The sequence below is a fragment of the Pantoea sp. GCM10028869 genome (assembly GCF_042666835.1).
GTDB lineage: Bacteria > Pseudomonadota > Gammaproteobacteria > Enterobacterales > Enterobacteriaceae > Pantoea > Pantoea leporis.
In genome coordinates, this window is record NZ_JBHTGO010000005.1 from 174166 (window position 1) to 195544 (window position 21379).

Sequence of the window (21379 nt, forward strand, 5' to 3'; positions counted from 1 at the left end):
GCTTTTCAAGGACTAGTCGCAGCGCCAACCACAAGCGAGAATATCAAATCAGTGATTTCTTACCGCGGAGCACCGAGCGCATGATTCATCAGGAACAATGGCAGCAGTTGGTGGCAATTATTGCTCGCCACGCACCGCAGGATGGTCGTCACTATTGCCCAATCGATTTTCTCTCTTTCGGCCGCAGTTCTCAGCCCACCAGTTTGGCGCATGTGGCGACCTGGGCGAGCTTTGCCCTGATCGCGCAGGGGCAAAAAGCGCTGCGCATGGGTGATGAAGTGATGCATTACGGGCCGGGCGATTTACTGTTGGTGACGCTTGATATGCCGGTGCAATCCTGCGTGGTCATGGCAACGCCAGAGAAACCGAATCTAGGTGTGGGCATCACCATTAACGAAACGCGTCTGATGCGTTATCTGGAACACTTTCCGCACCATCAACTCGGCAGCACGGCGGTGAGCGAGCGCGGTATCGCCGTGCATAAAGTCGCGCCCCCGTTGGTGGATGCGGTGATGCGTTTAGTCGAATTGCTGGATCACCCGCAGGACATAGCCGCGCTGGCACCGTTGATTGAGCAGGAGATTTTCTATCGTTTGCTGACTGGACCCGAAGGGCCGCGCATTCTCAACATGGCGTTGACGGAACGGCCAGGCAACAAAGTGGCGCGCGCCGCGCGTTGGCTACGCGAAAACTTTCATCAGCCGTTGAAAATGGATTTTCTGGCGAGCAGCGTAGGGATGAGTATTTCGTCGCTGCATCATCACTTTAAAGCGGTAACGGCGATGACGCCGATGCAGTATCAAAAGCAGCTGCGGCTCAACGAGGCGCGGCGTTTGATGTTGATTGAGAAGCTGGATGCCGGCACGGCGGGTTATCGGGTGGGTTATCAAAGTGCTTCGCAGTTCAGTCGCGAATACAGCCGTTTTCACGGTCAGTCACCGGCGCGAGACGTGCGAACCATTGCGGTGGGCCCAGAGTGGTTAAACCCACCGCAATGAGGTTTACAGCGTGCTCGCTGCTTCCATTGCCAGCGCGAAGGAGCGCAGACGCGCCTGCGAATCGTAAATCTGGCCGTTAACCATAATTTCATCCGCCTGGGTTTCACGCATCAGCGCTGCGAGGCCGCTGCGGACTTTATCGCTATCGCCGACAATCGACATGCTGAGTGCCTGCTGCACGCCATATTGCTCGGACGGCGACCACAGATTATCCATGTTCTCCACCGGCGCAGGTAGCGGACCCGGTTTGCCGCGACGCAGGTTAATAAACTGCTGCTGCATCGAGGTGAACAGGAAGCGAGCGTCACGTTCGCTATCGGCTGCAACGACGTTGACGCACACCATCGCATACGGCTTCGCCAGACGCGCGGAAGGTTTGAATTTCTCACGATAGAGATGCAGCGCCTGGAACAGCAGATCCGGCGCGAAATGCGAGGCAAATGCAAACGGCAAACCCAGCTGAGCGGCCAGTTGCGCGCTGTACAGGCTGGAACCGAGCAGCCACACCGGAATTTTCAATCCTAAACCTGGAACCGGTTGTACTGGCGGATGTTCTCCCTCTTCGGCGTCAAACCAGCGAATCAGTTCAGAGACATCTTCCGGAAAACTATCTGCCTGGCCGCTGGAAAGATGACGACGCAACGCCAGCATGGTGCGTTGGTCGGAACCCGGCGCGCGGCCCAGTCCCAAATCGATGCGCCCAGGATAGAGTGACTCGAGGGTACCAAACTGTTCGGCGATCATCAGCGGCGCGTGATTGGGCAGCATAATGCCGCCTGAACCGAGGCGCAGCGTTTCGGTATTAGCCGCTAAATAGCCAATCAGCACTGACGTCGCGGCGCTGGCAATCCCCGTCATATTATGGTGTTCCGCCAGCCAGTAGCGGTGAAAGCCCAATGCTTCGGACTGACGGGCCAGTGCCAGCGAATTATGGAACGCGTCGCGTGCAGTGGAACCTTGTGGAATAGGGGCCAGATCCAACACGGACAGGCGAACAGTTTTTTTCTCAGACATGGGCACTCCAAATAGGGATGGCGCAGGTGTTTAGTCGGACCTGCGCTTGTGAGTATTACTCATCGTTACCTATATTAAAACTGCTAATAACAGCAGGAATATAGCCGGAATGTGCCTTTACCTGCCGCCTTCCAGTGCCATTCCCGCCAGGCGACGCCAATAACCATTACAATCACTGCCGCGCGCCATCATTAGCGGCGCCTGACCGGCTTCGTTGGCGCGGAAGCGATCCACTTCGGCGAGCGTACTTTCGCCCTGGGGCGACAAACGCACAATGTCGATCCAGTTATGCATGCCGCTCAGGTCATTGCCGAGGTTGTAGCAATAGCCGCTCATGGTCTGAATGCCGTTGAGCACAAACACCTGCTGGCCTTCCTGCGAGAGCACGCGGCGGCCGGTTGGGTAATTGATGCAGCAGGTTTGGCAATCATCTTTGCCACGATTCTCAGCGCGTGCGGTAAAGCAGCGTGCTGACAGCGCCAGCGGCAGATGACCATAGCCAAGCACTTCCACCTCAAATTGTTCGCGTACACCCGCCGCATCGCACTGTTGCAGCAGTTGAATCAGCCAGTCGCGGGACATCTCCACCGGAATGCACCAGCGCGTCATGCCTTCTTTCAGCAACAGTTGCAGCGTCTGCGCGTTATACACATTCAGCGTTGGGCCGGCGACAAACGGCAATTTGCGCTCCGCCGCCATATTCACGGTGCCGATATCATTGGCTTCCAGCAGGAACTCACCGTTCTCGACATAGCGGCGCAGCTCTTTGACTTCCGATGGCGACTGCAGCAGTGCCAACGTACTCAGCACCACTTGCTTGCCCTGCAGCGCCAGCATGCGCGCGATGTCCATCCATTGATGGAACGAGGTGGCGCGTCTTTTACTGCAGACGGCTTCGCCGAGATAAATGATCTCCGCGCTGCTCTCGGCGGCGCGTTGATAAAAGGTTTCCAGCGTTGCAGTTGGCCAGTACCACAGCACCGGCCCGATGGCGTATTTCATGCGATCTCCTTATTGCCAGTCACGGTGATAAGCACCGAGCGTGGTTTGGCTGCCTTCTGATAACTCGCCCAGCGCCTGCATCCAGGGTTCCTGCACGGCATACTGTTCAGGCGACGCCATACAGCGATCGATGGCCTGACGCCACACTTTCGCTACCTGCGCCACATAGGCCGGGCTGCGCTGGCGTCCTTCAATTTTCACCGAGGCAATGTTGGCGCGCAGCAGTTCAGGCAGCAGCGACAAGGTGTTCAGGCTGGTGGGTTCTTCCAGTACGTGATAGAGCTGGTTATCCACTTCGTAACGGCCTTTGCACAAGGTGGGATAGCCAGCGCTCTCGTCGGGCGCGTAACGGTCAATCAGCACCTCATTCAGGCGCGATTCCATGCCTTTTGGCGTCTGCTGCCAACGCACAAATTTCGCCGGCGAGCAGGCTCCCGCGCTATTAGGCGACTCGCCGGTCAGCCAGGAAGAGAGGTAGCAGCGGCCTTCAGCCATAATGCACAGGCTACCGAAAGCGAACACTTCCAGCGGTACCGGCGTTTCACGCGCCAGCTGTTTGACCTGATGCATCGACAGCACGCGCGGCAGCACCACGCGGCTGAGTTGAAAATGACGATGGTAAAAATGGATGGCCTGCAGATTGGTGGCGGAGGCCTGTACCGAAAGGTGACGCTCAACCTGCGGATAGTGTTTTGCCGCGTACTCCAGCGTGGCAATATCGGCCAGAATCAACGCATCCGCGCCGTTCTGAGCGGCAACATCAATCGCGCTTTGCCAGCGATTGATGCCATCAGGATGGGCGAAGGTGTTGATTGCCACATGCAGTTTGCGCCGATGCTGATGCAGATAGCGTGCGGCTTCAGCCAGTTTCTTATCGGTAAAATTGAGGCCAGCAAAGTGGCGGGCATTGGTATCGTCTTTCAGGCCGACATACACCGCGTCAGCACCATGCTCCACCGCCGATTTCAGCGCAGGCAAATTCCCCGCCGGACACAGCAGTTCCATACATTTTCCTCCCCGGATTCTGAAGCCGAAGAGTGTAAATAACTGACCCGACAGCAATGTTGATTTAAGGCAGTGAAAGCGACATTGATGATCGGGAGTGAAGGTTTTTCGTCCAGCCAGGCGGCGATTTCCTTGATCTCAGTGGAGGCGAAGCCGGTCAGATGTGGCAAAATAGATGAAATTTTCTGAAGGGAATGACGATGATGTTTGCGCGCTTACGCGGTCTGATTGTTGAAAAAGGGCCAGAATTCCTGGCTTTACCTGTTTCCATTACCCCTTTCCCGCTAAAAAAAGCTATTCTGCAACAACTCCTAAACTGGCAATTTCGTCATGCTTTGTCTGAAGGTGAGTTAGACTTTCTGGAAGGGCGTTATCTGGGGATTGAGGTTGCCGATGTGAATCTGCGCTGGATCACCACCCTGCAAGCAGGGCGCCTGACCGTTTCGCGCGACACCGAGGCTGATGTCTGGTTTCGCGGTGAAGCCAACGATCTGTTGCTGGTGGCAGCACGCAAAGCGGATCCCGATATGTTGTTCTTTCAACGCCGTCTGGTGATTGAAGGTGACACTGAGCTGGGACTTGAGGTGAAAAACCTGATGGATGCCATTGAACTGGATGCCATGCCCACGCTATTACGCACGGGATTGCAGCAGCTCGCTGCTTTTATTGAGACAGGAATGAAACAGGACGCGAAGGCCGCTGAGGCGCGCGCGGGGATCTCATGTTGATTCGTACTGAAATTGGCATTGATGCAGCAGGCATCGATAGCCTGTTAAAGCGCAGTTTTGCTACCGCTGCCGAAGCGGAACTGATACAGCAACTGCGCGAAGATGGCTTGCTGACTCTCGGTGTAGTTGCCACGGATGATGAAGGTCAGGTGCTGGGTTATGCCGCTTTCAGTCCGGTGACCCTGCAGGGAGAAGACCGCAACTGGGTCGCTTTGGCGCCGCTCGCCGTGGATGAATCGGTGCGCAAACAGGGCCTTGCTAAACGGCTGGTGTATGAAGGGTTGGATTCACTGAATGAGTTCAGCTACAGCGCCGTGGTGGTGCTGGGCGATCCTGAGTTCTACAATCCACTCGGCTTTGAACCGGCGGCACGTCATGGTTTGCACTGTCGCTGGTTAGGCAGTGAAGCGGCCTTTCAGGTCTACAAACTGGCCGACGATGCGTTTGTCGGTGCAGAAGGGCTGATCGAATTCGCGCTGCCGTTTAACCGTTTCGACTAAACCAGGCCACTAAGCAGGGCGGCTGCTGTGCAACCAGCAGCAGCTTTTGCGCGCGGCTCAGCTGCTTCACCTGATATTCCAGGCGTGACGCCGCCGCCCGATCGCCCGCATCGCAGTGAAACACCAGCGTCAGCGGGCCCTTACCACGCAGCGAACGCGCGCCGCGTCCCTGCTGATGCTGTTGCAGCCGACGATTAACATCGGTGGTGATGCCGGTATACAGCATGCCTGCGGCGGTTTGTAGCAGATAAAGCTGCCAGCCTTGTTCCATCATACTTATCCAGAAAATTAGCTGGCAGGCAGTGTAGCGCGCTTCAGGCCGCATCGCTATTCGCCGCACGGAGTCCAATTTTGTCCGACCATGCTCATCTGATTCGCTACTTAAAAAAACAGCACGTGCTGTCGTTATCTGCCAGCCACGGCGACGATCTGTGGTGTGCCAACTGCTTTTATGTATTTGATGCCGCGAACATGGCGTTCTGGCTGATGACTGAACCAGACACGCGCCATGGCGCATTAATCCAGTCAAATCCGCGCGTGGCGGGCACGGTGAATGGCCAGCCCAAAAGTGTGCTGCTGATTAAAGGCGTGCAGTATCGCGGCGTGATTAAGCTGCTAAGCGGAGACAGGGAAGTTATTGCGCGTCACGCCTATCAGAAGCGTTTTCCAGTGGCAAAGAAAGTCACCGCACCGCTATGGGAAATCGTGCTCGACGAAGTGAAGATGACCGACAATGCGCTGGGCTTTGGCAAAAAGATTATCTGGACCCGGCCTTAGGGTCGCCATTCACGGCGACCCCAATGCAGGAAAAACTATCAGGCCGCGTTCAAAATCCGCAGCGACTCGCGATTAAACGCGGGCAGGTCTTCAGGCGTGCGGCTGGTAACTAACTTGTCATCATCCACCACCACTTCTTTATCGTAAAAATCCGCACCGGCATTACGCAGATCGATGGCGATGGCTTTTACGCTGGTCATTTTGCGGCCGCGCACGCCGTTCGCGCTGATCAGCAGCTGCGGGCCATGGCAAATGGCAAACACCGGCTTGCCGCTGGCGACAAACTCCCTGGTGAAGTTGACGAAGCGATCGTCACCGCGCAGGGCATCGGGAGAGTGTCCGCCGGGCAGCAGCAGCGCATCGAACTCGGCTGCATTCACATCATCAATAGCCTTGTCGATGTTGACCTCAGCTTTACCCTGCTTCCCTTTAACGATGTTGCCGGCCTTAAACTCGATGGTAACCACTTCATGGCCCGCCTGAGTGTAAGCCTCCGCCGGTGAGGTAAACTCTGAGTCTTCAAATTCATCGGTAATCAGTACCGCTATTTTCTTGCTCATCTTTTTTCCTCCTTGTTGATCACGAACCTTATGTTCGTTGCACTTCTAACCCAACAAGTCTGGTAGCCATGTCGCAAAAAGCAAGCCAGCCGGCAATTCTTCCGGGAGGTAAATTTTCGTGCCGGATCAAGTTTAGGCGATTTCCACATGGCGCAATGAAATGACCTGAATGACACTACGGCCTTTCCGCCGCGTATCCTAACGCGGCATTGTTATTCAGTTGAATACGGAATTCCGTGATGACCCAACTCCCTTCTCATGCCCCGGCGACACGCTTCGCCTGGTGGAAACCGCTGCTGTTCCTCGCCGTGGTAGTAATCGGCCTGTGGTATGTCAAATGGCAGCCTTATTACGGCAAAGCCTTTACTGCTGCCGAAACGCATTCGATCGGTAAATCGATTCTGGCCAATGCGGCGGACTCACCGTGGCGCGCGGCGCTTGATTACGCCACGGTCTATTTCCTCGCCGTGTGGAAAGCGGCCGTGCTCGGGGTGATCCTCGGATCGTTGGTGCAGGTGCTGATTCCGCGCGCCTGGCTGCTGCGTCTGATGGGCAGCTCACGCTTTGGCTCGACGCTGATGGGCACTGGATTAGGTTTGCCGGGCATGATGTGCAGCTGCTGTGCGGCGCCGGTAACCGCTGGCTTACGTCAGTCACAGGTTTCCAGCGGTGCGGCGATGGCGTTCTGGCTGGCGAATCCGCTGCTCAATCCTGCCACGCTGATTTTTATGGGCTTTGTGCTCGGCTGGCATTTTGCGGCGATTCGGCTGGTGGCAGGTTTGATGATGGTGTTGGGCATCGCGTGGCTGGTGCAGTGCAGCGTGCCGGATCAAGCCGTTACCGCGCCCGTTATCCCGGCCCGCGATGAACAGCCGTTTCTGTCACGCTGGCTGCGGGTGATGTGGCGACTGTTCTGCAACACCATTCCGCTGTATATCGTCGCGGTATTGTTGCTCGGCGCCGCGCGCGTGTGGCTGTTCCCGCACGCGGATGGCGCGGTGGGTAATACGCTGTTTTGGGTGATGTTGATGGCAATCGCCGGCTGCCTGTTTGTGATTCCTACCGCCGCGGAAATCCCGATTGTGCAGACCATGATGCTGGCGGGCATGGGCATTGCGCCCGCGCTGGCGTTATAAGTCACGCTGCCCGCCGTGAGTGTGCCGTCGTTATTGATGCTGCATCGCGCCTTTCCCGCACGGGCGCTGTGGATCGCGCTGATCGGCGTGGCAGGCAGCGGCATGCTGCTCGGCGTGCTCGCTTTGTGGCTGGCGTAACCACCAAATCTTCTGATTGCGGCTGCCGCGCCACAGCAGCCGCGCATCTTTCTCCGCTTCGATAAAGCGTCCATCAATCAGCACATCAATTTCCTCCACCACTTCGCGCTGCGCCGCGCTGAGTTCCGCCATTTCATATCCGGTCCACAGCCAGATATCCTTATCCGGACACTCACGCCGCACGCGTTTCACCAGACGACGTATATGCGGCACGTTGTGCGGATGCAGCGGATCGCCGCCGCTCAGCGACAAGCCCTGGCGCGCAATGCGCCGATCGTTAAGATCGGCGATCAGCTGCTCTTCCATCTCCAGCGTAAACGGCACGCCGGAATCCAGCCGCCACGTGCTTTGGTTGTAGCAGCCGCGACATTGATGTTCGCAGCCCGCGACAAACAGCGTGCAGCGCGTGCCGGGCCCGTTAACGATATCAACCGGATAATAGCCGTGGATGCGCATCATCCCAGTTTTCCTGTCTCCAGATGTTTAACGCGCCGCTGTACTTCTTGCTGCTTACCGGCGTTAAACGGACGCGCATCCGGGCTGCCGAGATAGCCGCACACGCGGCGCGTCACCGACACGCGCGCCGGATCGTGATTACCACAGCATGGGCAGGTAAACCCTTTGCTGGTGCAGCTAAACTCGCCGCTAAAGCCGCATTCGTAGCACTCATCAATCGGCGTATTGGTGCCGTAATAGGGCACGCGGTGATAGCTGTAATCCCAGACATCTTCGAGCGCTTTGAGGTTGTGCTGGATGTTGGGATATTCGCCGTAACAGATGAATCCGCCGTTAGCGATGGCGGGATAGGGCGCTTCAAAGTCGATCTTGTCGTACGGATTGACCTTCTTCTCCACGTCGAGATGGAAGCTATTGGTGTAATACCCTTTGTCGGTAACGCCGGCCACCACGCCAAATTCGGCGGCATCGAGGCGACAGAAGCGGTCGCACAGATTCTCGCTCGGCGTGCTGTACAAGCTGAAGCCGTAGCCGGTTTCCGCTTTCCACGCATCCACCGCGCGGCGCAGGTGCGTGACAATTGCCACGCCTTTTTCCCGCAGGTAATCGGCGTCATACGGATGCACTTGGTTGCCGCTCAGCGCATTCAGCGTTTCATGCAAGCCGATGTAGCCAAGGGAAATTGAGGCGCGGCCGTTGCGGAAAATGGCGCCCACTTCGTCATCCGCTTTCAGGCGCACGCCGCAGGCACCTTCCATATAGAGAATCGGCGCTACGCGCGCTTTGGTTTTTTCCAACCGGGCTATACGCGTCATTAAGGCACGTTTCGCCAGCGCCAGACGTTCATCGAGCAAGCGCCAGAACTGCGCTTCATCGCCTTTGGCTTGCAGCGCGATACGTGGCAGATTGAGGCTAATGACGCCAATATTGTTGCGGCCTTCGTGAATCTGCTCGCCGTTCTCCTCGTAGACGCCAAGGAAGCTACGGCAGCCCATCGGCGTTTTAAACGAGCCGGTCACTTCCACCACTTTTTCGTAGTTGAGGATATCCGGATACATGCGCTTGCTGGCGCACTCTAGCGCCAGCTGCTTGATATCGTAATTAACATCGGCAGGCCGACGATTCACGCCTTCGCGGATTGCAAACACCAGTTTAGGAAACACCGCGGTTTTGTGATTTTTGCCCAATCCGGCAATGCGGTTGCGCAGAATGGATTGCTGGATCAGGCGCGCGGCCCAGTCGGTGCCGAGGCCAAAGCCAAAGGTGACAAACGGCGTCTGGCCGTTGGCGGTGTGCAGCGTATTCACTTCATATTCCAGCGACTGAAACGCGTCGTAGCACTCTTTCTCGGTGCGAACGCGCGCATAGGCTTCGGCATCCGGAATCTGCCATTCCAGCGCCACCGCGCGGTGTTTTTCCAGACTGAGCGTAACGAACGGTGCCAGCACTTCATCAATGCGATTGATGGTGGTGCCGCCGTAAATGTGGCTGGCGACCTGCGCGATGATCTGTGCGGTCACCGCCGTGGCGGTGGCGATTGATTTGGGCGGCTCGATCTCGGCGTTGCCCATCTTAAAACCGTGGGTCAGCATGCCGTGCAGATCGATCAGCATGCAGTTAAACATCGGGAAGAACGGGGAATAGTCGAGATCGTGATAGTGGATGTCACCACGTTCATGCGCCAGCACCACATCGCGTGGCAAGAGTTGCTGCTGAGCGTAATGTTTGGCGACGATGCCAGCCAGCAAATCGCGCTGGGTGGGAATCACTTTACTGTCTTTATTGGCGTTTTCATTGAGCAGTGCGGCGTTGGTTTGCTCCACTAAACCGCGAATAGCGTGATGCAGTTTACCGCGCTGCTCGCGTGCTAAATCGCGGTCATGGCGATATTCGATGTAGGCACGCGCCAGCTGCGGCCAGCGTCCGCTCATTAGCGTCTCTTCCACCGCACACTGAATGTCGCGGATATCCACTTCAGCCTGTTCAGCCAGCTGCTGGCTGACCTGCGCCGCCACTTGCGCGCACCACGCCGTATCATCGATTTGTGCCGCAGCTGCAGCCGCGTTGACTGCCGCCTCGATCCGCTGCGCATCAAACGGCACTCTGCAGCCGTCACGCTTAATCACCACCGTCGCCATTTCTTCTCCATGAAACTATATGTAGATAATTTTAAGGAGTTTAATCGCTATATGTGGTGTTTGTGCTGAGATTAATCGCCGGCGGTTTGACCTACAACAAAGAAGCCACAACCAGGAATGAAAGCCGCGCAATGGTTAATCTGGCTAAAATACAAAAGTATTAACCCGCCTTGATTTCAGTTTGCGGCCACTTGCTTTGCAATGCGAAACAGGTTTAATGGGCCTTTTGCCCATTTTGGTCCGTTGTTTCATTTACAAGGATGCCCAGATGCCATTGCAAAGAACTCTGCTTGCCTGTTGTTTATCCATGACTTTTTCCGCCTTCGCCGCGCCGGCTGGAGATTTACCGTTGATGCCGTGGCCACAAAGCGTTGTGCAGCCAGGCGGCGGCGGGGCGTATACGTTAACACCGCAGCTCACGTTGCATATCTCGGGCGATCATCTGGAAGGTGCTGAATCGCGCTGGCGCGCGCGTATTGCGCGGCAAACCGGCTGGCCGCTGCTGCCGGCCAGCGCATCCAGCGATCATCCCAGCATTCAGGTACAAATCGCGCAGGCGGTTGATCCGCTTCCCCAGCCAGACAGCGACGAAAGTTATCATCTGCTGGTTAACAGCGATGGCGTCTTGCTGAAAGCCAACACGCGCTTTGGTGCGATGCGCGGCATGGAAACCGTGCTGCAGCTGATTGAAAACACCGAAAACGGCACCGAAATTCCCTACGTCACCATTGATGACAAACCGCGCTTTCCGTGGCGCGGCGTGCTGATCGATTCGGCGCGCCACTTCCTGCCAATTGAAACCGTGAAACGACAAATCGACGGCATCGCCGCCGCGCGTATGAACGTGTTTCACTGGCACTTAACCGACGATCAAGGTTGGCGATTTGCCTCCAGCCACTATCCGCAGCTGCAGGAGAAAGCCAGTGACGGCTTGTACTACACGCAGCAGCAGATGCGCGATGTGGTGCGCTACGCCACGCAGCGCGGCGTACGCGTGGTACCGGAAATCGATCTGCCCGGTCATGCGTCGGCGATAGCAGTAGCGATGCCGGAGTTAATGAGCGCGCCGGGACCGTATCAGATGGAGCGCGGCTGGGGCGTGTTTAAGCCGCTGCTCGATCCCAGCAACGAAGCGGTATTTCGCTTTATCGACACCTTAATGGGCGAAGTGACGGCGATCTTCCCCGATCCCTACATCCACATCGGCGGTGATGAGGTTGATCCAACCCAGTGGAATGATTCCACTCGCATTCAGCAGTTTATGCGCGACCACGGTTTGAAGGATACGCATGCGCTGCAAGCCTGGTTTAATCAGCGCGTTGAGAAAATCCTCGAAGCGCATCAGCGCCGCATGATCGGCTGGGATGAGGTTTACCATCCTGATCTGCCTAAAAGCATTCTGATTCAATCGTGGCAAGGACAGGATGCGTTGGGCACGGTGGCGAAAAACGACTTTCGCGGCATTCTCTCCACCGGTTTCTATCTTGATCAGCCGCAAACCGCCGCCTATCACTATCGCAATGAACCCTGGCCGCAGGGGCTTAACGGCGCGGATCAGGTGCAGGCAGGTGAGCAGACACAGAGCTGGCAATTCACCATGCCGCGTTTGAAAGGCAGCGCGCTGAAAGGCAGCTTTACCCTGATAGAAGGGAAAAACGGCTGGCGCGGCTTTATCGATTTCAGCGGCAAAGCGCGTCGCATGGTCAGTGATATCCGCTGGCTGTCGCCCACACAGCTGACGTTCAGCGTCGATACGTGGATGGGGCCATTCCAGCCGATGGTGACGCTAACGCAAGACAAGCTGACCGGTTATATGCTGGTGGGCAACGTGCGCTATCCCGCAGAAGGCAGCAAGTTGCCGCAGGTGCCAACCGGCATTGCGCCAGCGCTGCCGACGCCGCAACAGATGCAGAACAACCTGATCGGCGGCGAAGCGGCGCTGTGGGCGGAGAATGTTAACAGCCGGGTAATCGACACACGCCTGTGGCCGCGCGCCTTTGTGGTGGCGGAGCGGTTATGGTCGGCGCAGGATGTCACCGACAGCGATAACATGTATCAGCGCCTGAGCGCGGTGGATCGCTGGGGCACTGTTTCAGTCGGCTTGCAGCAGCATCAGCAGGCTGAAGTGCAGATGATGCGACTGGCGAACAGCAGCGACATCACGCCGCTGCGCATATTGGCCGAAGTGCTGGAGCCAGCACAGTACTACACGCGCCAGCATCTGAAATTTCAGGCGGGACATTACGACTACTTTGAACCGCTCAATCGTTTGGCGGATGTGTTGCCTGCCGAGAGCAACGCGGTGCGTGTGCTGGATAAGCAGGTGGATCGCTTGATCGCCAATCGCGCCGATCATGCGGCGGCGCATGCCATCCGTCAGCAATTGCAGCGCTGGCAGAACAACAGCGATGCGGTGATGCCGCTAATTCTGGGCAGCTATCAGCTCAAGCCGCTGCAGCAGCAAGTACAGCAAGTAGCAGAGTTGAGCCGAATGGGACTGGATTTGGTCAATGCGCTGGAACGTAATCAGGCGTATGGCGCAGGTGAGGTGGCGCAGATGCATTCACAACTGGATGCGGCAGCGCAGGTGCAGGACGAAACAGTGCTGGCGCTGGTGCGGCCGCTGGAGAAGTTGCTGCGATCGTTTAAATAAATATTGTGCTGGCTGTCCCCCATCCCGGCCTTCCCCCGCAAGCGGGGGAAGGAGATGCTGCCACATGCAGCTTCAATACTGACATGTGGCAGCATCTTCCTCCCCCATTTATGGGGGAGGACCGAGGAGGGGGACAGCCAGCACTAACCAAATCAACGACGTACCGCAATCGCCTCGATCTCAATCTTCACATCTTTCGGCAGGCGCGCCACTTCCACGCACGAACGCGCTGGGAAGCTGGCGTTGTGCTCGGTGAAGAACGCTTCATAGGTCGCGTTCACGGTGGCGAAGTCATTCAAATCCTTCACAAACACGGTGGTTTTCACGATATCGCCCACTTTCAGGCCGGCGGCTTCGACAATCGCCTTCACATTTTCCAGTGATTGACGTGCCTGCGCGGAAACATCGTCGGCAACGGCGCCAGTGGCCGGATCAACCGGGATCTGGCCTGAAGTGATGATCATGCTGCCGAGATCCACGCCCTGCACGTAAGGGCCAATCGCTGCGGGTGCGTTTGAAGTACTGATTTCGCGAGACATTGTTTCTCCTTGAAAGTGCGCGGCCGACCGATGTCCGCCGCGAAATGAATCGTCCCATTATAGGGACGACGCGGGCGATTACCAGTGACCGAGCACCACGTGGCGCGCGAACTCTTTCTCGCAATATTTGCACTTCAGATGCACATCATCTTCACGCTTTTTCACCGCAAAACTGGTGAACACCGGCTCGTTACGGCTGATGCAGTTGCTGTTCGGGCAGGTCAGCACGCGGTCAATACGATCCGGCAAGGTGGGGGCGATCTTCGCCACCACTTCGTATTCGTCAATGCGGTTTACCGTGGCGAGCGGCGCATACACCGCCAACTGATTGATCTGATCGTCGGTCAGGAAGGTATTTTCGATCTTGATCAGATCTTTACGGCCCATCTCGCCCGACGGCAAGTTAAGGCCGATGGTGATGCGCTGATCGGTTTCGGTCAGACGAAACAGCGAAAGTAACTTAAAGCCGACCTGCGCCGGGATATGGTCAATCACCGTGCCGCGTTTGATGGCTTCAACCTGCAATTTATTATCGTGAGTCATCGCTTTCTCCTTACAGTGCCAGTTCGCGATTCAGTACCAGCGCCAGCAGCGCCTGGCGAGCGAAGATGCCATTTCCAGCCTGCTGAAAATACCAGGCGTGCGGCGTGCTATCCACGTCGGTGGTGATCTCGTCGATACGCGGCAGCGGATGCAGCACTTTCATGTTGTCGCGCGCACCGGCTAAATCAGCGGCACGCAGAATGAACTGTGCTTTAACGTTGGCGTATTCCGACGGATCGAGGCGCTCTTTCTGCACGCGCGTCATATACAGAATATCGAGTTCTGGCATCACTTCTTCGATGGTGTCGTGGCGTGACCAGGCAATGTTCTGCTCATCCAGCATATCGGTGATGTACGCAGGCATCGCCAGCGCATCCGGCGCGATAAAGAAGAAGCGGTTGCCATCAAACTTCGCCAGCGCCTGCGTCAGTGAATGCACGGTGCGGCCATATTTCAGGTCGCCGACCATTGCCACATTCAGGTTATCCAGGCGATTTTGCGTTTCGCGGATGGTGAAGAGATCGAGCAGCGTTTGCGTTGGATGCTGGTTGGCGCCATCACCGGCGTTGAGGATTGGAATGCCGCCGGAGAATTCCGTCGCCAGACGCGCTGCGCCTTCCTGCGGATGACGCATCACGATGGCATCAACGTAAGTCCCAATCACCGAAATGGTATCGGCGAGGGTTTCGCCTTTCTTGCCGAGCGAGGTGTTGCTACCGTCGGCGAAGCCCACCACCGACGCGCCGAGACGATGCATCGCGGTTTCAAACGACAAACGCGTGCGCGTTGAAGCCTCAAAGAAGCAGCTGGCGATCACATTGTGTTTCAGCAGCTCCGGCTGGGGATTGGCTTTCAGCTGGGCAGCGGTATGCAGCACCAGCTCCAGCTCGTCGCGGTTGAGATCGTTGATGGAAATGATGTGCTTGCGATATAGCGGGTTGGCCATAGCGTTCTCCTCTGCGCTGCCGGATTGCGGACAAAAAAAAGCCCCTGCTTAAGGGGCTTTTTTTACGATCGATTGATGACGGAAAGAAACAGATGCGCCGCCCGCTGTCAGGCGTCGTTGAGCGTCAAATTGTGCGCTGCGCTGTTGCATGTTTCCTCCGGCAAATTGGGCCGCATTATACGCATTCACTGATTTGCATCAAGCAAATATCGCGCGCGAGGTAAACGTTTGCGGCGCCACCAATCATAGCTTGCCGAGCGTCGCGACCATCACCGCTTTAATGGTGTGCATGCGGTTTTCAGCCTGATCGAACACAATGCTGTGCGCAGATTCAAACACCTCATTACTCACTTCCATGCCATCGTGCAAACCGTGCTGCTCGGCCATTTGACGGCCCAGCGTGGTTTTGTCGTCATGGAAGGCCGGTAAGCAGTGCAGGAACTTCACCTGCGGATTGACGGTCAGCGCCAGCATCGCGCTATTAACCTGATAAGGACGCAGCAGGGCGATGCGATCTTCCCACACCGATTTGGCTTCGCCCATCGATACCCACACATCCGTGTAGATGAAGTCAGCACCTTGCACGCCTTCGGCGATATCTTCGGTCAGGGCGATTTTGCCACCAGTTTGCTGTGCGGCCACGCGGCACTGCTCCACCAGTTCCGCTTCCGGCCAGCAGCCTTTTGGCGCCACCAGACGCAGATCGAGGCCGACCAGCGCAGCGGCTTCCAGCATGCTGTTGCCCATGTTGTTGCGCGCATCGCCGACGTAAACCAGCGTCATTTCATTCAGCGATTTACCCGGCAGATGCTCCTGCATTGTCAGCAGATCGGCCAGCAGTTGCGTGGGATGGAATTCGGTGGTCAGGCCGTTCCACACCGGCACGCCAGCGAATTCCGCTAAGGTTTCCACCAGTTCCTGGCCGTAGCCGCGATACTGAATACCGTCATACATGCGTCCCAGCACGCGCGCGGTGTCTTTCATCGACTCTTTATGGCCGATTTGGCTGCCGCTTGGGCCGAGATAGGTGACGTTAGCGCCCTGATCGTAAGCGGCAACTTCGAAAGAGCATCGGGTACGAGTCGAGTCTTTTTCGAAGATGAGCGCGATGTTTTTGCCTTTCAGGTACTGCGTTTCGCTGGCATTTTTCTTTGCGTATTTTAATTCACCTGCCAGACTCAGCAGAGAATCGATTTCGGCTGGGGTGAAATCCAGCAATCTCAGGAAATGTCTTTGATGTAGCTGACTCATACAGCGCTCCGGATGCCTACATTAAATGAATTAAAATTCAATCTAACCGTATGAATATGCATTTTCAACCCCAGCGCTAAGAAACTTGTTGTTTTGTGTAGTGGCGCGCGAGGCAGTGTGGGAAAATAATTGAATTCAGCCGAATATTTGAGGACACACCCATGGCATATGAAGCATTGCTGGAAGAACAGCGCGAAGAGACGCGACTGATCATTGAAGAGTTGCTGGAAGACGGCAGCGATCCAGATGCGCTTTACACTATTGAGCATCATCTCTCCTGCAACAACTTCGACTCGCTGGAGAAGGTGGCGGTTGATGCCTTCAAGCTGGGCTACGAAGTGAGCGAGCCAGAAGAGCTGGAGCTGGAAGACGGCACCACCGTAATGTGTGTGGATATCCTGAGCGAAGGCGCGTTGAAGCCAGAGCTGATTGATGCGCAGGTTGAGCAGCTGGTGAATCTGGCGGGCAGCTACAACGTCGATTACGACGGGTGGGGCACCTACTTTGAAGATCCTGATGCCGAAGATGAAGACGACGATGGCGAGTTCATCGACGACGAAGAAGACAACGGTGTGCGTCACTAAGCATGACTGGGCGGCACTCGTCGCCCTGAACACGTTTCCCCGTAAGACAAAAGACTGCCCATGAATTACGCTCCGCTATTAGAACCGATCTATCAATTCCTGCATTGCCGCACGCCACAAGCGTGGATTGATGAAGCGCGCAAGCCGGAAAATCTGACGTTGCTGCTCACCGATCACATGGTTTGTGAATTGAAAGCCGCGCAAACCGCGGTGTTCATCATCCGTAAATACGTGGCGGATAAGCCAAGTGGTGATGCCATTCTGGCGTGGCTCAAGCCGTATGAAGATTTTATCTACCGCGACGAGCAGGACGGTAACTTTATCAATGCCCACAAGAATCTGACCAAAAGCATTATCGTGCGCAACGAGCTGCCGTGGGCCGATGATTTGGTGGAGATGATGGTGCTGCTGGTGAAAGAGGAGCTGCACCACTTCTATCAGGTGTGGGAAATCATGCAGTCGCGCGGTTTGCCGTATCGCAAAATCACTGCCAGCCGCTATGCCAAAGGTTTGATTCGCGAGATTCGCACATACGAGCCGGAAGCGCTGGTGGATAAGCTAATTTGCGGGGCGTACATCGAAGCGCGATCCTGCGAACGTTTCGCCAGCCTGGCGCCGTATCTGGATGAGCAACTGGAGAAGTTCTATATTTCGCTGCTGCGCTCGGAAGCGCGTCACTATCAGGATTACCTGAAGCTGGCGCAGCAGATTTCGCCGAAGGAGATTGCGCCGCGCGTGCAGGTGTTTGGCGAGGCAGAAGCGCGCTTAATCAGCGAGCCGGATGGCGAACTGCGGTTTCATAGTGGGGTGCCGGCGGTTTAGGTTTGTGCGCGCTGTCCCCCTCCTCGGTCCTCCCCCATCAATGGGGGAGGAAGGTGCTGCCACATGCCAGTGATGAAGCTGCATGTGGCAGCATCTCCTTCCCCCGCTTGCGGGGGAAGGCCGGGATGGGGGACAGCGAGCACACACAGCGAGCACATCAAATCACAACACCTTCAGCATCCGCACTTCACAATCCACATGCCCGGTACAACCCATCGCGCTCTCAATCAGCTCGAACCCCAACGACTCATACAACTTAATCGCACGCGTCAAACTGCCGGTGGTTTCCAGATAGCAGCGCTGAAAGCCCTGCTGACGGGCGAATTCCATGGCACGCAGCGCCAGATCGCGCGCCAGACCTAAGCCGCGCACCTGCGGCAGGAAATACATTTTCTGCAGCTCACAGATATCCGGCGCGCTACAGGCCAGCGGTGCAACGCCGCCGCCGCCCACCACCACACCATCATGTTCCACAATCCAGTAAGCGCTGTTGGCTTCGCTGTAGAGTTCGAACAGGCGATCGAGATGGGGATCGGACACGGTGTAGCCTTTATCCGCCGTCAGGCCAAATTCGGCTGACACATCACGGATCACCTGTGCAATCAGCGGGTTATCGGCGGCTGTAATGGGGCGCACCTTTAAATTGATGGGAGCGTCGCTGGTCATCATTATCTTCCGGTATAAAAAAGCCGGGCAGTGCCCGGCTTCGATTAAGCAGTTGGACTGAAGCGCTTACAATGCCGCAATCACGCCCTGCTGTTCAAACAGTTTTGCTTTTGATTGCTCAAGCTCAGCCACACGCTCACGCTCTTTGGCGACAACCGCTTCCGGCGCACGTGAGACAAAGCCTTCATTGGCCAGCTTGGTCTGGATCTTCTCGATTTCGACATCAAGTTTCACCAGCTCTTTCGCCAGACGCTCCAGCTCGGCTTCTTTGTTGACCAGATCCGCCATCGGGATCAGCAACTCAGCGCCTTCAACAATCTTGGTGACCGAAACCGGGCCTTTCTCGCCTGCAGGCAGAATGGTCAGACTTTCCAGACGCGCCAGACGCGACAGGAAGGTGCGGTTCTCTTCGACGCGACGCTGCGCGGCGGCAGAGCAGTCACGCAGCAGCACGTCGAGCGGCTTGCTTGGTGCGATGTTCATCTCAGCACGGATATTACGTACCGCGACGATCGCCTGCTTCATCCACTCGATATCGGCTTGCGCCTCGGCATCCTCTTTCGCCGCGTCATACTGCGGGAACGGCTGCAGCATGATGGTATCGTGATCGATGTTTTTCAGGCCTTTCACACGCTGCCAGATGGTTTCGGTGATGTAAGGAATGATCGGATGCGCCAGACGCAGCAGCGCTTCCAGCACGGTGACCAGCGTATTACGCGTACCGCGCAGTTCCGCTTCGCTACCGCTGGTCATCACCGGCTTGGTCAACTCCAGATACCAGTCACAGAACTGGTTCCAGGTGAAGTCGTACAGAATGTTGGCCGCGATATCAAAGCGATAGTTATCCAGCGCTTCGCGATAGGCTTTCACGCTGCGGTTGAACTCGCTCAGAATCCAGCGATCCGCCAGCGACAGCTTCATTTCGCCGCCATTTTGTCCGCAATCCTGCTCTTCGGTATTCATCAGCACGAAGCGGCTGGCGTTCCACAACTTGTTGCAGAAGTTGCGGTAGCCTTCGAGGCGCTTCATATCCCAGTTGATGTCACGACCGGTAGAAGCCAGCGCGGCAAGGGTGAAGCGCAGCGCATCGGTACCTGAAGGCACGATGCCGTCCGGGAACTGCTTTTCGGTACGTTTGCGGATCTTCTCAGCCAGCTGCGGCTGCATCATGTTGCCGGTACGTTTCTCCAGCAGATCTTCCAGCGAAATGCCGTCAATCATATCCAGCGGATCGATGACGTTACCTTTCGACTTGGACATCTTCTGGCCTTCTTCATCGCGGATCAAACCGGTCATATAAACGGTTTTGAACGGCACCTGCGGCTTGCCGTTTTCATCTTTGATAAAGTGCATGGTCAGCATGATCATGCGCGCAATCCAGAAGAAGATGATGTCGAAGCCGCTCACCAGCACGCTGGTTGGATGGAAAGTACGCAGCGCTTCGGTATTCTCCGGCCAGCCCAGCGTCGAGAAGGTCCACAGACCGGACGAGAACCAGGTATCCAGCACGTCGTCATCCTGGCGCAGCGCCACATCGGCGGCCAGATTGTTTTCCTGACGCACTTCGTCTTCGGTGCGGCCAACATAGACGTTGCCGTCGTTGTCGTACCATGCTGGGATGCGGTGTCCCCACCACAGCTGACGTGAAATACACCAATCCTGAATGTCACGCATCCATGAGAAGTACATGTTTTCGTACTGCTTAGGCACGAACTGGATATCGCCATTTTCTACCGCTTCAACCGCGACTTTCGCCAGCGGTGCGGTGCGCACATACCATTGGTCGGTCAGCATTGGCTCGATCACCACGCCGCCGCGATCGCCGTAAGGCACGGTGAGGTCGTGCGGTTTGATCTCTTCCAGCAGGCCAATCTCATCAATGGCGGCAACCATCGCTTTACGCGCGGCGAAACGCTCCATTTTCTGGAACTGTGCCGGGATGTCGTCTGCGCACGCGTCGCTGACTTCGCCATTGGTGTCGAACACTTCCGCGCGCTCGCGGATGTCGCCATCAAAGGTCAGAATGTTGATCATCGGCAGCTTATGACGACGACCCACTTCGTAGTCGTTGAAGTCATGCGCAGGCGTGATCTTCACGCAGCCGGTGCCTTTTTCCATATCAGCGTGTTCATCGCCAACGATCGGAATACGACGGTTCACCAGCGGCAGGATCAGCTCTTTGCCGATCAGATCTTTATAACGCGGATCTTCCGGGTTAACCGCGACGCCGGTATCGCCCAGCAGGGTTTCCGGACGCGTGGTCGCCACCACCAGATAATCTTTACCTTCAGCGGTTTTCACGCCGTCAGCCAGCGGATAGCGGATGTGCCACATCGAGCCTTTGCTCTCGCGGTTTTCCACTTCCAGATCGGAGATTGCGGTACGCAGTTTTGGATCCCAGTTTACCAGGCGTTTGCCACGGTAAATCAGGTTCTCTTTGTACAGGCGGACAAACACTTCGCGCACGGCGTTGGACAGACCTTCGTCCATGGTGAAGCGCTCGCGCTCCCAGTCAACCGAGTTGCCGAGACGACGCATCTGGCGAGTAATGGTGCCGCCGGATTCCGCTTTCCACTGCCAGATTTTGTCGATGAATGCATCGCGGCCATAATCCTGGCGCGTTTTGCCCTCTTCAGCGGCGATTTTGCGTTCTACCACCATCTGCGTAGCGATACCGGCGTGATCGGTACCGGCCTGCCACAAGGTATTTTTACCCTGCATGCGCTGGTAGCGAATCATGGTATCCATGATGGTCTGCTGGAAAGCGTGACCCATATGCAAGCTGCCGGTGACGTTCGGCGGCGGGATCATGATGCAAAAGCTTTCCTGGCTGGTATCGCCATTCGGTTTAAAGTAGCCCTGCTGTTCCCAGTGCTCGTAGAGCGGCTGCTCGATATCTTGCGGGTTATATGTCTTTTCCATT

General features: G+C 56.4%; 20 protein-coding genes and 1 pseudogene. 8 read left to right on the forward strand and 13 right to left on the reverse strand.

Annotated features, from left to right (window positions below; translation table 11 throughout):
* Positions 1 to 80 precede the first annotated feature (80 nt).
* Complete coding sequence (locus ACFQW4_RS14815; RefSeq protein ID WP_137385065.1) at positions 81 to 998, forward strand: AraC family transcriptional regulator; 918 nt, start codon at positions 81 to 83, stop codon at positions 996 to 998.
* Between the two features lie 3 nt (positions 999 to 1001).
* On the opposite strand, the gene ACFQW4_RS14820 is transcribed toward ACFQW4_RS14815, so the two are convergent.
* The 3 genes from ACFQW4_RS14820 to ACFQW4_RS14830 all read right to left on the reverse strand — a co-directional run bounded on the left by ACFQW4_RS14820 (position 1002) and on the right by ACFQW4_RS14830 (position 4019).
* On the reverse strand, positions 1002 to 2012 hold the full coding sequence (locus tag ACFQW4_RS14820; RefSeq protein ID WP_377725978.1) for a luciferase-like monooxygenase: 1011 nt from the start codon (positions 2010 to 2012) through the stop codon (positions 1002 to 1004).
* 117 nt (positions 2013 to 2129) lie between these two features.
* Positions 2130 to 3014, reverse strand: a complete 885-nt coding sequence (locus ACFQW4_RS14825; RefSeq protein WP_101762243.1) for a U32 family peptidase — start codon at positions 3012 to 3014, stop codon at positions 2130 to 2132.
* 9 nt (positions 3015 to 3023) lie between these two features.
* Positions 3024 to 4019 (reverse strand): peptidase U32 family protein, encoded by a 996-nt coding sequence (locus tag ACFQW4_RS14830; RefSeq protein WP_137385068.1) that lies wholly within the window; start codon positions 4017 to 4019, stop codon positions 3024 to 3026.
* A gap of 203 nt (positions 4020 to 4222) precedes the next feature.
* Between ACFQW4_RS14830 and ACFQW4_RS14835 the strand changes: the two genes are divergently transcribed.
* Both ACFQW4_RS14835 and ACFQW4_RS14840 read left to right on the forward strand, forming a co-directional pair.
* Positions 4223 to 4747 (forward strand): SCP2 domain-containing protein, encoded by a 525-nt coding sequence (locus ACFQW4_RS14835; protein WP_377726189.1) that lies wholly within the window; start codon positions 4223 to 4225, stop codon positions 4745 to 4747.
* The gene (locus ACFQW4_RS14840) at positions 4741 to 5247 is read left to right on the forward strand and encodes a GNAT family N-acetyltransferase (protein ID WP_377725981.1); all 507 of its coding nucleotides are present in this window, start codon (positions 4741 to 4743) and stop codon (positions 5245 to 5247) included. Before ACFQW4_RS14835 ends, ACFQW4_RS14840 begins: the two co-directional genes overlap by 7 nt.
* Here ACFQW4_RS14840 and ACFQW4_RS14845 read toward each other — a convergent pair.
* The gene (locus ACFQW4_RS14845; RefSeq protein ID WP_101762240.1) at positions 5231 to 5518 is read right to left on the reverse strand and encodes a GIY-YIG nuclease family protein; all 288 of its coding nucleotides are present in this window, start codon (positions 5516 to 5518) and stop codon (positions 5231 to 5233) included. The genes ACFQW4_RS14840 and ACFQW4_RS14845 overlap by 17 nt on opposite strands.
* A gap of 80 nt (positions 5519 to 5598) precedes the next feature.
* Between ACFQW4_RS14845 and ACFQW4_RS14850 the strand changes: the two genes are divergently transcribed.
* On the forward strand, positions 5599 to 6024 hold the full coding sequence (locus ACFQW4_RS14850; protein WP_110868059.1) for a YhbP family protein: 426 nt from the start codon (positions 5599 to 5601) through the stop codon (positions 6022 to 6024).
* 38 nt (positions 6025 to 6062) lie between these two features.
* Here the strand turns inward: ACFQW4_RS14850 and ACFQW4_RS14855 are convergent, their stop codons facing one another.
* Positions 6063 to 6584 (reverse strand): type 1 glutamine amidotransferase domain-containing protein, encoded by a 522-nt coding sequence (locus tag ACFQW4_RS14855; protein WP_101762238.1) that lies wholly within the window; start codon positions 6582 to 6584, stop codon positions 6063 to 6065.
* Positions 6585 to 6823: 239 nt separating this feature from the next.
* Here ACFQW4_RS14855 and ACFQW4_RS14860 point away from each other — a divergent pair.
* Positions 6824 to 7858 (forward strand): annotated as a pseudogene (locus ACFQW4_RS14860) (permease).
* On the opposite strand, the gene nrdG reads toward ACFQW4_RS14860, so the two are convergent.
* Together nrdG and nrdD are read right to left on the reverse strand one after the other, a co-directional pair.
* Positions 7751 to 8317: an anaerobic ribonucleoside-triphosphate reductase-activating protein gene (gene nrdG, locus ACFQW4_RS14865; RefSeq protein WP_110868057.1), complete on the reverse strand. Its 567-nt coding sequence runs from the start codon at positions 8315 to 8317 to the stop codon at positions 7751 to 7753. The pseudogene ACFQW4_RS14860 and the gene nrdG sit on opposite strands and share 108 nt — an antisense overlap.
* Positions 8314 to 10452, reverse strand: a complete 2139-nt coding sequence (gene nrdD, locus ACFQW4_RS14870; protein ID WP_377725984.1) for an anaerobic ribonucleoside-triphosphate reductase — start codon at positions 10450 to 10452, stop codon at positions 8314 to 8316. The genes nrdG and nrdD overlap by 4 nt, the downstream gene beginning before the upstream one ends.
* Positions 10453 to 10720: 268 nt before the next feature.
* Between nrdD and ACFQW4_RS14875 the strand changes: the two genes are divergently transcribed.
* Positions 10721 to 13105, forward strand: coding sequence for a beta-N-acetylhexosaminidase (locus ACFQW4_RS14875; RefSeq protein ID WP_377725986.1), 2385 nt, complete (start codon positions 10721 to 10723; stop codon positions 13103 to 13105).
* Positions 13106 to 13257: 152 nt separating this feature from the next.
* On the opposite strand, the gene ridA is transcribed toward ACFQW4_RS14875, so the two are convergent.
* From ridA to argF, 4 genes are all read right to left on the reverse strand, one after another.
* Positions 13258 to 13644, reverse strand: coding sequence for a 2-iminobutanoate/2-iminopropanoate deaminase (gene ridA, locus ACFQW4_RS14880; RefSeq protein ID WP_061718232.1), 387 nt, complete (start codon positions 13642 to 13644; stop codon positions 13258 to 13260).
* A 78-nt stretch (positions 13645 to 13722) separates the two neighbouring features.
* The gene (pyrI, locus tag ACFQW4_RS14885; RefSeq protein WP_007886734.1) at positions 13723 to 14187 is read right to left on the reverse strand and encodes an aspartate carbamoyltransferase regulatory subunit; all 465 of its coding nucleotides are present in this window, start codon (positions 14185 to 14187) and stop codon (positions 13723 to 13725) included.
* 10 nt (positions 14188 to 14197) lie between these two features.
* A complete protein-coding gene (gene pyrB, locus ACFQW4_RS14890) occupies positions 14198 to 15133 on the reverse strand; it encodes an aspartate carbamoyltransferase (RefSeq protein ID WP_137385077.1) in 936 nt (311 codons plus the stop codon).
* Between the two features lie 243 nt (positions 15134 to 15376).
* Positions 15377 to 16384, reverse strand: a complete 1008-nt coding sequence (gene argF / locus ACFQW4_RS14895) for an ornithine carbamoyltransferase (protein ID WP_377725989.1) — start codon at positions 16382 to 16384, stop codon at positions 15377 to 15379.
* Positions 16385 to 16545: 161 nt separating this feature from the next.
* Here argF and rraB point away from each other — a divergent pair, with 161 nt between their 5' ends.
* Both rraB and ACFQW4_RS14905 read left to right on the forward strand, forming a co-directional pair.
* On the forward strand, positions 16546 to 16968 hold the full coding sequence (gene rraB / locus ACFQW4_RS14900) for a ribonuclease E inhibitor RraB (protein WP_008104254.1): 423 nt from the start codon (positions 16546 to 16548) through the stop codon (positions 16966 to 16968).
* 60 nt (positions 16969 to 17028) lie between these two features.
* The gene (locus ACFQW4_RS14905) at positions 17029 to 17790 is read left to right on the forward strand and encodes a tRNA-(ms[2]io[6]A)-hydroxylase (RefSeq protein WP_101762230.1); all 762 of its coding nucleotides are present in this window, start codon (positions 17029 to 17031) and stop codon (positions 17788 to 17790) included.
* A gap of 162 nt (positions 17791 to 17952) precedes the next feature.
* On the opposite strand, the gene ACFQW4_RS14910 is transcribed toward ACFQW4_RS14905, so the two are convergent.
* Together ACFQW4_RS14910 and ACFQW4_RS14915 are read right to left on the reverse strand one after the other, a co-directional pair.
* Positions 17953 to 18456 carry a GNAT family N-acetyltransferase gene (locus ACFQW4_RS14910; protein WP_377726191.1) on the reverse strand — a complete coding sequence of 168 codons (504 nt, stop codon included), beginning with the start codon at positions 18454 to 18456 and terminating at the stop codon, positions 17953 to 17955.
* Between the two features lie 66 nt (positions 18457 to 18522).
* Positions 18523 to 21378, reverse strand: a complete 2856-nt coding sequence (locus ACFQW4_RS14915) for a valine--tRNA ligase (RefSeq protein WP_101762228.1) — start codon at positions 21376 to 21378, stop codon at positions 18523 to 18525.
* Position 21379: the final 1 nt, after the last annotated feature.

Excerpts from the sequence above, each read along its gene's own strand:
- ACFQW4_RS14815 (WP_137385065.1), top strand. The coding sequence starts at position 81 with ATGATTCATCAGGAACAATGGCAGCAGTTGGTGGCAATTATTGCTCGC.
- ACFQW4_RS14820 (WP_377725978.1), bottom strand. The coding sequence starts at position 2,012 with ATGTCTGAGAAAAAAACTGTTCGCCTGTCCGTGTTGGATCTGGCCCCT.
- ACFQW4_RS14825 (WP_101762243.1), bottom strand. The coding sequence starts at position 3,014 with ATGAAATACGCCATCGGGCCGGTGCTGTGGTACTGGCCAACTGCAACG.
- ACFQW4_RS14830 (WP_137385068.1), bottom strand. The coding sequence starts at position 4,019 with ATGGAACTGCTGTGTCCGGCGGGGAATTTGCCTGCGCTGAAATCGGCG.
- ACFQW4_RS14835 (WP_377726189.1), top strand. The coding sequence starts at position 4,223 with ATGTTTGCGCGCTTACGCGGTCTGATTGTTGAAAAAGGGCCAGAATTC.
- ACFQW4_RS14840 (WP_377725981.1), top strand. The coding sequence starts at position 4,741 with ATGTTGATTCGTACTGAAATTGGCATTGATGCAGCAGGCATCGATAGC.
- ACFQW4_RS14845 (WP_101762240.1), bottom strand. The coding sequence starts at position 5,518 with ATGGAACAAGGCTGGCAGCTTTATCTGCTACAAACCGCCGCAGGCATG.
- ACFQW4_RS14855 (WP_101762238.1), bottom strand. The coding sequence starts at position 6,584 with ATGAGCAAGAAAATAGCGGTACTGATTACCGATGAATTTGAAGACTCA.
- nrdG (WP_110868057.1), bottom strand. The coding sequence starts at position 8,317 with ATGATGCGCATCCACGGCTATTATCCGGTTGATATCGTTAACGGGCCC.
- nrdD (WP_377725984.1), bottom strand. The coding sequence starts at position 10,452 with ATGGCGACGGTGGTGATTAAGCGTGACGGCTGCAGAGTGCCGTTTGAT.
- ACFQW4_RS14875 (WP_377725986.1), top strand. The coding sequence starts at position 10,721 with ATGCCATTGCAAAGAACTCTGCTTGCCTGTTGTTTATCCATGACTTTT.
- ridA (WP_061718232.1), bottom strand. The coding sequence starts at position 13,644 with ATGTCTCGCGAAATCAGTACTTCAAACGCACCCGCAGCGATTGGCCCT.
- pyrI (WP_007886734.1), bottom strand. The coding sequence starts at position 14,187 with ATGACTCACGATAATAAATTGCAGGTTGAAGCCATCAAACGCGGCACG.
- pyrB (WP_137385077.1), bottom strand. The coding sequence starts at position 15,133 with ATGGCCAACCCGCTATATCGCAAGCACATCATTTCCATCAACGATCTC.
- argF (WP_377725989.1), bottom strand. The coding sequence starts at position 16,384 with ATGAGTCAGCTACATCAAAGACATTTCCTGAGATTGCTGGATTTCACC.
- rraB (WP_008104254.1), top strand. The coding sequence starts at position 16,546 with ATGGCATATGAAGCATTGCTGGAAGAACAGCGCGAAGAGACGCGACTG.
- ACFQW4_RS14905 (WP_101762230.1), top strand. The coding sequence starts at position 17,029 with ATGAATTACGCTCCGCTATTAGAACCGATCTATCAATTCCTGCATTGC.
- ACFQW4_RS14910 (WP_377726191.1), bottom strand. The coding sequence starts at position 18,456 with ATGACCAGCGACGCTCCCATCAATTTAAAGGTGCGCCCCATTACAGCC.
- ACFQW4_RS14915 (WP_101762228.1), bottom strand. The coding sequence starts at position 21,378 with ATGGAAAAGACATATAACCCGCAAGATATCGAGCAGCCGCTCTACGAG.